The sequence below is a fragment of the Amycolatopsis sp. H20-H5 genome, assembly GCF_035828755.1.
Taxonomy (GTDB): Bacteria; Actinomycetota; Actinomycetes; order Mycobacteriales; family Pseudonocardiaceae; genus Amycolatopsis.
On the sequence record NZ_JAYMZS010000205.1, the window covers coordinates 1 to 8,465 of the forward strand.

The window sequence follows — 8,465 nt, forward strand, 5'->3', positions numbered from 1 at the left end:
ACCCAGCACGTCGCCGCTCTTGATCAGCCCGACCTGACCGTGATAGGCCGTCACCCCGACCTCTTCGAACGTCGAGGCCGCTTTCAGGAAACCCATCTTGTCGCTAAACGTCGCATCCGGGTACTTGATCGTCGGCTTCGAGACCGGCGTACCACCGAGTTGTTTGATCAACGCCGTCACAGCCGTGACATGTGCGCTCTCGTGGTCAGCGATCTCGGTGATCAGCTCCATCTCGCGGCCGCTGACAAACCCCTTCTTCAACCCTGTCGCGTAGAAGTCCGACTCCAGGTACTCGAGGGTCAACGCATAGTTGAGGATCTCGAGATCTCCCGCGTCACCAGCCGCCGGCACCGCAGCTGCCGAGGCGATCCCCGACCCCACCCCGCTGGCGACCAGGGTCGCCCCGACGCCGACGAGACCCGCCATCCGCAGGAACGCCCTGCGATCGCTCTCCTTGGCGATACCGAGCACCGGCTCACCACCGAAAACCCTGTTCTTCCCGTTCGATCGCATCGACACCACGCTCTCTCTGTGTACGCTCGGCGCGCTCCCCGGCTTTCAGCGCGAGGTAGGTTGTCCGTGAGATCCAGCCACGGTGAAGCGACGAAAATCAGCGAAACCGGCAGCCGCCACGAGGAACATCGCCCGATGTTGGGCGCAGGTCCCCGCCGACCACCGCCAGATCCCGGAACGGTCTCTGCCGACAACCCTTGTTCGGTGACGACGCCTCCTTGGCCTGGCCGACCACGTGAACACCCCGACCTTGCAAACCGGTGACATCGCGACATCTGACGCTGTGACCTGCGGCGATGATCCTCCATGTCGGCCCAGAACCGACGCTCGGCCACGTCGACTGCCACCCTGATGGCCTACGGCTGCCGCCGTTGCAAAGGGCTCATCCTCATGGCTCAGCTCAGGATGAACGTCACTGGCTATTCACCGCTGTTCCGGGGCACTCAGGGTGTGGTGTCTGCGGCGGTGGAACCTCCCCTGGCCGGACGCGCTGATCGCTCGTGGTTTGTGCTGGAGATCTGGGGAAGCCGCACCAGAGAAACGTACGTCAACTCCCCGCGATCCTGGCGGACACTCAGAACCGGGGCCCGTCATCCGGGCAGGGGAAGAACGCCCGGATGACCAACCACGGTGGACAGGTGAGGGCGCACTGAGCATGCCGCACAGCGACTTGGTCACCATCAAGACTGTGACCTGGTGGCCTTCGATAGCCGGTCCGGCGGGGTCAGGGCCAATCAGCTAACACTGAGTGAACACGGCTGACTACTCGCACGACGTCTGAAACGGCAGACCCAGGCCGTTGGGGCTGGCTATGCGCGTGAGCTCGTGGCAGTGCACAGGCTCGAGTCGCTCTGGACAACGTTCGTATTTCTCACAGAGGGTTATCCGGCCAGGGACAGCCGTCCGCCGTCCGGTGCTGGTCGGCACTTGATTCATCGGCGCTGAGCGAGCGATTTCTGGCCCGAATCGTCGCGGCGGGCAATCCAATACGGGTGGGGTCACCGAATGGCCTGTATCGACCGTACAGATTCATCCGGGAGCTGGAGGTCCCCTTGCATGACGTGTGTCGGCGATGAGACGTGACACGCCGGTCGTGAGACCGTCCATGACCACAACGTGCACGACGCTCGGGACCCGCCCCCCGAGATGAGCGTTCTGCGAAGCACGTCGAGTTGCTAAGATCATTCTGAGTAATACCGTGGGCATCATCTGCCGCTCCAGACCCCAGCGGCCTCACTCCATCCAGGAGCCAGCCATGACGACCCCTGCCATTCCTCATCCGGTGCTCGTCCGGCTCCGGTCGAGCCCCTCGGCGGCATCATCGGGTGAAGCCGAGCTGCGCCGAGTGCTGGCGGCGGTCGCCCGCCACGACGAGCAGGCCTTCACCCGCCTCTACGCCCAGGTCCACCGTCCGGTCTACGGCATGGCGAAGGCCGTGCTGGGAGATCACCACTTGGCCGAGGACACGACCAACGACGTTCTCGCCGAAGTGTGGACCACCGCCGCCGCTCGCTACGTCCCCGAACGGGGCCAGGTGCTGGCGTGGCTGATGACCATCGCGCGCCGCCGTGCCATTGACCGGGTCCGTTCCGTGCAGGCCGCCCGTGATCGCGAACAGGCGTACGCCCAGCTGTGCGAGCAGGTCCTGCCTGAGCAGCGACGCTCCCCCGAGGACGACATCGAGCGGACACAGACCACTGGGCAGTTGCGCCACGCGCTCGCCGGATTGCCCGAGCAGCAGCGCGACCCGTTGCTGCTGGCCTACCTTGCCGGGCACACACGTAGCAGAATCGCCGTCGAACTCGGCATCCCTCGCGGCACCGTGACCACTCGCATCACCGCCGCGCTGCGAGCCCTGCGCGACCAGCTCACCGACCGATGAGGCCGTCGACAGCGCCGCAGCATCCGGGTACAGCAGCGCCGTCCGGCTGGGCCGATCACTGGGCCACCGGCCTGCTCGCCCCGGCCGTGCACGGCACTCGCGCACAGCCACAACGACAACCGACCTGGCAGTGGGCCCGGAGGGTCTGCGCCGCCACGGAGGGCGTCGGCGGCGTGCTATTGCGGGTGGCGGTGACCGTGGTGCCCGCCAGGTTTCCCGCTTCGCCCAGGCGGCCCGCACGCAGCCCACAGTCGGATCGGACCGCCACACGCATTGGACTTGATCGTTCCGCGTGCCACCATGAGCACACGGCCGACCTCGCAGTGAATACGACCATCGCCACGGTCTGAGGGAAGAAGCGCCGCGGGGGGCGTTCCATTCGAGCACGGTGATACCGAGCCTGAAGCCCACGCCGCAGGCGGACAGGTCGCTGCTGTGTTCGGGTTCGACGCCGAGATGGCCGAGAACGTCGAGAAGCTGTTGTCGGTGGATTCGACGAGCGCGCAGGCGCATCAGCATTCCGTGGGTGCGCGGTCCGACACGCTCGCCACAGGGGGCTCAATCGAGTTACAAGAAAGCTGCCGATGAACCGTCCGACCACGCGATCGGCCGTTCACGGGGTGGGCTGACGACGAAGATCCACGCCCTGACCGACCAGCGGGAGGCCCCGGTCGCGATCCGGTTGACCGCTGGGCAAGCCGGTGACAACCCCCAGTTGGTGCCGTTGCTCGAGGACTATGCCGAGAGCTGCCGGGCTGTGGGCGAGCCCGGCCGCGACTTCCGGCTGCTCGGCGGCAAGGCGTACTCGCATCCGAGCTCGCGAACCGCCTTGCGTGCCACAAAGATCAAGCACACCATCCCCGGAGCGCACAGACCAGATCGCCCGGCGGAAAGCCACAGGCTCAGCCGGAGGCCGGCCACCCGCGTTCGACGCCGCGCTCTACGGCCTGCGCAACACCGTCGAAAGGAGGTTCAACCGGCTCAAGCAACGGCGCGGCATCGCTGCCCGCTACGACAAGTACGCATTGACCTACCTCGGAGGCGTTCTACTGGCCTGCACCGTCATACACGCCCGCGCAAGGACCAACAAATCGGGAGACACTACTAGGCGTAAGCGGCACCACGGTTGTAGCGGGCTGGCGCTGCGGATCGCCGCCAGCCGTATCGCCGCGCACCCCCACGCCACCGTCGCCGACATCACCACCGAACTCGCCGACGACCGCACTCGCCTCGACACCTCGGCCAGAGGAAGTCTCGGTCGGTAGTCCGAACTCGACGTCGGCCCCGCAAATCCACCTCTGGACAGTCCCTGGCTGTGACGCAACCGGCAGACCGAACGTGGCGGGTCCGACCTGGAGATTTCCCCGGGTAGGCCGTAGTGTTCGTTAAATCAGTTGAATCAGCAGCTGCCACAAAATCGGCGCGTGTTCGCGCGACGACCGGTTCGGCCGCACGCCCGGGGGCGCACTCCTCGACGCCGGCGTCGAGAGGAATCCATGGGTTCGCTGTTGCTTTCCCCGGCTTCGGGCCGATGCCCGTCCAACGCCACCGCTCGCTCATGACCGCCGAATCGACCGATCCGGCGGTGTTCGCGATCGCGCGGGAAAACCGGGGTTCCACCGCGATTCTGCGCTTGCGCGGTGATCTGGACATGCTCACCGCGCCGATCCTCGACGAAGCGCTGAGCGCCGCGTCGGACTGCGCGACAGTATTGCTCGACGTGAGCACCGTCGGATTCGTGGGTTCCTCGGGCCTTTCTCAGTTCGTCAAACACCACCGGCTGTCCGCGGAGCGGGGCACCCGGCTGGTAGTGGTGACCGGGACCAATCGTGTCGTGCTCCGGCCGTTGACGCTTCTGCAGCTCGACCTGGTGCTCAACCTCGCCGACACGATCGAGGACGCCTTGGCCGTGACCTCCTGATCAGCGCGCCCGCCGGGCCACCGACCACCGAAGAGATGCTCGGCCGTGCGCGGCTGCGCGCGGACCTGGCGGGCGAACTCACCGCCGAGCTCTCCGGTTCGCTCAATCTCCGGCGGACACGGTTGCGGATTTTCGGCCTTCTCCAGCCACGGTTCGCCGAGTGGGTGATGCTAGCCCTTCCCGACGGGCGGCCCGGCGGTGTCGTGCTCCACGGCGGCACCGACGCACGTGTCACCTCCACCGCCACCCTGGATCCGGACCAGGACAGCGGTCTCGGCCGAGTGCTGCGCACAGGAGTGACCGCGTTGTTCCGAAGCGCCACCGACGCGGAACTTGATCAGACCGTCCCCCATCCCGCGCTGCGGGCGGCGGCAGCCGGGCTGTTCCCCGCAGACGTCCTGGCTCTCGCTCTCGTCGCGCGCGGTGCCACGATCGGCGCTCTCGTGGTGCTTCGGGGTCCTGGACGCCGATTCGAAGCCGAGGACGTGGCGCTCGCCGAGCAGATCGCCGGCCGGGCGGCGATGGCACTGGACTCCGCCCGGATCTACGAAGAACGCAGCCACGTCGCGTCCGTGCTGCAGGCCGGATTGCGTCCGCCGACGCTGCCCTCCATCCCCGACGCGAGGGTGTCCGCCCGCTTCCGCGCGGCAGCCGAGCACATGGAGATCGGTGGCGACTTCTACGACGTGCACGGCTCCGGCGACGACTGGCTGCTGACACTCGGCGACGTCTGTGGCAAAGGGGTCGAAGCCGCGGTGCTCACCGGGCGGACCCGCCAGAGCATCCGCACGGCGGCCTACTTCGATCGCAGTCCCGCGAAGGTGCTCGAGGCGCTCAACAGCGTGCTCTACGACGCCGACTCCGAACGCTTCGTCACGGTGGTGTGTGCCCGGCTGCGGCCGGAGCCGGGCGGGGAGCACGCGACGGTGGATCTGGCTGTCGCCGGCCATCCATCGCCGCTGATCGTCCGGGCGGGCGGCGAGGTCGAACAGGTCGAAATCACCGGCATGGCGACCGGCATCCTGCCCGGCGTGCGCTACAAAGAGGTCTCCGTCCGCATCCAGCGCGGGGACACCCTGCTGATGTTCACCGACGGTGTCGACGAAGCACGGGGCGAGGACGGCTACTACGGCATGGACCGGCTCCTAAGGCTGCTGTCCGCCTACGCCGGAGCCGGGCCGGAAATCGTGTGCGAAGCCGTGGAACAAGACGTCGTCGAATACCTCGATGGCCGCACCCACGACGATATCGCCTTGCTCGCCCTGGCGTGCGGAAGATAGTGGTGGCACCGGAAAGCCCGCTCGACGACATCGGCCGGTTCGACCTCTCCCTCTCGACCGTGGACACCGAAAGCGCCGTGTCGCAGGTCGAGAAGCTGCTCGATGACGGCGTCGCGCCGGTCACGGTGTTATCCGATGTCATCGTGGCGGCGCAGGCCAAGGTCGGGCAACGCTGGCAACGCGGCGAGTGGACGGTGGCGCAGGAACACGCCGCCACTGCTGTCGCCATCGCGGCGACCGAGGCCGTGGGCCGGTACGCGCGGCGGGTTCCGGTGACCCGCGGCCATGTCCTCGTGACGTGTGCGGAACGCGAGTGGCACGCGTTGCCCGCGACGATCATCGGCTACGCGATGCGGTCCGGCGGCTGGGACGTCACGCTGCTCGGCGCGTCCGCGGCCCGGTCCCGGCTCACCCAGCACCTGCACGACGTCGGCCCCGACGCCGTCGCGGTGAGCTGCTCGGTGCTCGGTGCGCTGCCGGCGACGAGACGGTTCATCGAGGCGAGCGCCGCGGCCGGGATCCCGGTGATCGTCGGCGGACCGGCCTTCAGCTACGACCCGCTGCGTGCGCTGGCGCTCGGCGCCACGGCGTGGGCCCCCGACGTACGGCAGGCTGTCGTCGCCCTGAACGACCTGCCCGCGGTGATTCCACCGGCGCTGCCCCTGCCTGTGGCGCCCGCGGCCGAACAAGCCGACCTCGACCGGAACCGTCGTCGGCTGGTCGCAGCCGTCGACGCACTGTGGTCGGTCACCGCGGGCGATACCGCTACCGGTCCGGCCACGCTCGACAGCTTGCGGGCTGTAGCGGGCGACGTGGTCAAGCAGTCGCTGAACGCCGTCTCGGCGGCGCTGATCACGAACGATCCGAGGGCGGTGGCCTACACCGCGGAGTGGGTGGAGCAGGTACTGACCGCGCGCGGTGCGGACACCCGGGCGGTCGTCGAACTCGGCGAGGTACTCGCCCGTGTGCTCGGTGCGTACCCGCTCGCCCACGACCTCGTGGACCGACATTGGGCGCGGAGCACAATTCTCTAGCTACTCGACCGTGATCTCGTTTCGTGTTGATCACCACAACTACGGGGAACCCAGCAGATCGTTAGGTTGGTGATTCGAAGAGCCAAAGGGTTCGCTGCCCGGGTCGCCGTCCTAGATGATTGATTCCGTGAAGTTGGTGTCAGTGATCGAAGGCGATCACTGATCTTTTGCTGGTCACGCCGGTCTGCCAGTTGTGCCAGATGGCTGTGGTCATGGCCAGCAGGCGTTGCGCGACGCGGGTGACCACGCCTGCGGGGGTGCGTCCGCCGTGTGTTTCGAGGCCGAGTTGGCTTGTGAGTGTCTGGTTGACCAACTCGATCCGCTGGCGGACGCCGCCGAGATTGCTGTGGTGGTAGGTCTCGTCCTTGCGGTCCGGACGAAGCAGCTTATTTGATGCGTAACTCAATTGTGGCGTGGTCGTTGTCTATGGTGTGAAGGTGACGGTGATCAAGGCTCGGCAGCTTTCCCCGGTGTCGCAGGAGGATCTGCGGCGTCGGGTGGTGGCTGCGGTTGAGGCTGGGCAGACCCAGGCGGTGGTCGCGGAGACGTTCGGGGTGGGGCTTCGGTCGGTCTCGCGGTGGGTGACTACGTTTCATCGCCACGGTAATCGGGGCTTGGAGGCCCGGAAACGTGGCCGGCGTCCCGACGAGCAGAAGGCGCTGGATGCGCGGGCTCAGGCACGGCTGCGGCGGGCGGTGCTGGGTAAGTTTCCAGACCAGTTGGCGTTGCCGGGGCTGGTGTGGACCCGGGGTCAGGTCGGTGAGCTGGTGAAACGCTGGTTCGGGATCAGTCTGTCGCGGGTAACGATCGGGAAATACCTGCGGTCGTGGGGTCTGTCCCCGCAGAAGCCGATCCGGGTGGCGTATGAGAAAAACCCGGACAAGATCGCCGAGTGGCTAGATCAGCGCTACCCGGCGATCGCTGCGCGCGCCAAGCGGGAGAAGGCGATTGTGTTGTGGCTGGATCAGACCGGGCTGCGGTCGGATGCGACGGTGTCGGCGACGTGGGCGCCGGTCGGGAAGACGCCGGTGGTACCGAAAACCGGCACCCGGTTCCGGGTTAACGCGATGTGTGCGTTGTCGAACAAGGGCGAGTTGTACTTCACCGTGTTCGAGGGCGGGTTCAACGCCGAGCCTGTCACGATTTTTGTGTAAGCCAGAGGTGATTTACTTACATTTGTAGGTTATCAGAAAGGAAGGCGTCCAGGGAAGAGGTTGGCAAGTGTGTTGAGTGCCACTTTCCACCCGTGCGTTCCGGTTCCGGAGTCGCCTCCTCGCTGACTGGAAATGTTGCGTAGTCCGAGATAGAGAAGTTTCATCGCGGCGTCTTTATCGGGAAAATGTCCGCGATTCTTGGTGATCTTCCGGAGCTGGAAGTTGATCGACTCGATCGCATTCGTGGTATACACGATCTTACGCAGCTCGGGCGGATAATCGAGGAATGGGATAAACTCAGGCCACGCGTTGCGCCAGACATCGACAGCGCCTGGGTATTGTGTACTGAATTGCTTATCGAACTCGGCGAAACCGAGCTCCGCCGCCTCAAGCGTGGGGGCCGTGTAGAATTCTTTCATTGCCTTGACAATTTTCTTGCGGTCGCCATAGGACACAAAACGCATCGCATTGCGGATGACGTGGATGTTATGCCGATATCGGCATAACGTTCATTACCCCGACATCGCGGTTATGCCGAGGTTTCGTCGGAAATCGTTGCCTGTGGTGGGGATCGTGCTGGAGATGTCGGCATAATCAAAGACTTTCGAGGAACGCGAGGAGCTCGTCAGGTGGCGTGTAGCGGCCTGGTGCGCTGGTCCGCGCTGCGGTTCTGTCCAGCGC

8 protein-coding genes and 2 pseudogenes are annotated in these 8,465 nt (G+C 66.0%); 7 read left to right on the forward strand and 3 right to left on the reverse strand.

Translation table 11 applies throughout. The features are described 5' to 3' along the window. A partial coding sequence (locus QMK34_RS45910) for a ferritin-like domain-containing protein (protein WP_326421227.1) occupies nucleotides 1-471 on the reverse strand: 471 nt, incomplete at its 3' end. 1,297 nt (nucleotides 472-1,768) lie between these two features. On the opposite strand from QMK34_RS45910, the gene QMK34_RS45915 reads away from it, so the two are divergent. From QMK34_RS45915 to QMK34_RS45945, 6 genes are all read left to right on the forward strand, one after another. After that, complete coding sequence (locus QMK34_RS45915; protein WP_326421228.1) at nucleotides 1,769-2,395, forward strand: sigma-70 family RNA polymerase sigma factor; 627 nt, start codon at nucleotides 1,769-1,771, stop codon at nucleotides 2,393-2,395. A 435-nt stretch (nucleotides 2,396-2,830) separates the two neighbouring features. Next, nucleotides 2,831-2,983: a hypothetical protein gene (locus tag QMK34_RS45920; RefSeq protein WP_326421229.1), complete on the forward strand. Its 153-nt coding sequence runs from the start codon at nucleotides 2,831-2,833 to the stop codon at nucleotides 2,981-2,983. After that, entirely contained in the window at nucleotides 2,922-3,503 is a 582-nt protein-coding gene (locus QMK34_RS48185) for a transposase (RefSeq protein WP_442785366.1), read from the forward strand. The genes QMK34_RS45920 and QMK34_RS48185 overlap by 62 nt, the downstream gene beginning before the upstream one ends. A 450-nt stretch (nucleotides 3,504-3,953) precedes the next feature. Next, nucleotides 3,954-4,316: an STAS domain-containing protein gene (locus QMK34_RS45935; RefSeq protein ID WP_326421231.1), complete on the forward strand. Its 363-nt coding sequence runs from the start codon at nucleotides 3,954-3,956 to the stop codon at nucleotides 4,314-4,316. A 35-nt stretch (nucleotides 4,317-4,351) separates the two neighbouring features. Further along, a complete protein-coding gene (locus tag QMK34_RS45940) occupies nucleotides 4,352-5,596 on the forward strand; it encodes a PP2C family protein-serine/threonine phosphatase (protein WP_326421233.1) in 1,245 nt (414 codons plus the stop codon). A 2-nt stretch (nucleotides 5,597-5,598) separates the two neighbouring features. After that, nucleotides 5,599-6,630 (forward strand): cobalamin B12-binding domain-containing protein, encoded by a 1,032-nt coding sequence (locus QMK34_RS45945; RefSeq protein ID WP_326421235.1) that lies wholly within the window; start codon nucleotides 5,599-5,601, stop codon nucleotides 6,628-6,630. A gap of 139 nt (nucleotides 6,631-6,769) precedes the next feature. Here QMK34_RS45945 and QMK34_RS45950 read toward each other — a convergent pair. Next, nucleotides 6,770-7,018: pseudogene (locus QMK34_RS45950) on the reverse strand (IS982 family transposase); the annotation flags it as partial. Between the two features lie 49 nt (nucleotides 7,019-7,067). Between QMK34_RS45950 and QMK34_RS45955 the strand changes: the two are divergent. Then, nucleotides 7,068-7,784 carry an IS630 family transposase gene (locus QMK34_RS45955; protein WP_326421239.1) on the forward strand — a complete coding sequence of 239 codons (717 nt, stop codon included), beginning with the start codon at nucleotides 7,068-7,070 and terminating at the stop codon, nucleotides 7,782-7,784. 32 nt (nucleotides 7,785-7,816) lie between these two features. Here QMK34_RS45955 and QMK34_RS45960 read toward each other — a convergent pair. After that, nucleotides 7,817-8,269: pseudogene (locus QMK34_RS45960) on the reverse strand (transposase); the annotation flags it as partial. Between the last annotated feature and the right edge of the window lie 196 nt (nucleotides 8,270-8,465).

Excerpts from the sequence above, each read along its gene's own strand:
- QMK34_RS45915 (WP_326421228.1), top strand. The coding sequence starts at position 1,769 with ATGACGACCCCTGCCATTCCTCATCCGGTGCTCGTCCGGCTCCGGTCG.
- QMK34_RS45940 (WP_326421233.1), top strand. The coding sequence starts at position 4,352 with ATGCTCGGCCGTGCGCGGCTGCGCGCGGACCTGGCGGGCGAACTCACC.
- QMK34_RS45935 (WP_326421231.1), top strand. The coding sequence starts at position 3,954 with ATGACCGCCGAATCGACCGATCCGGCGGTGTTCGCGATCGCGCGGGAA.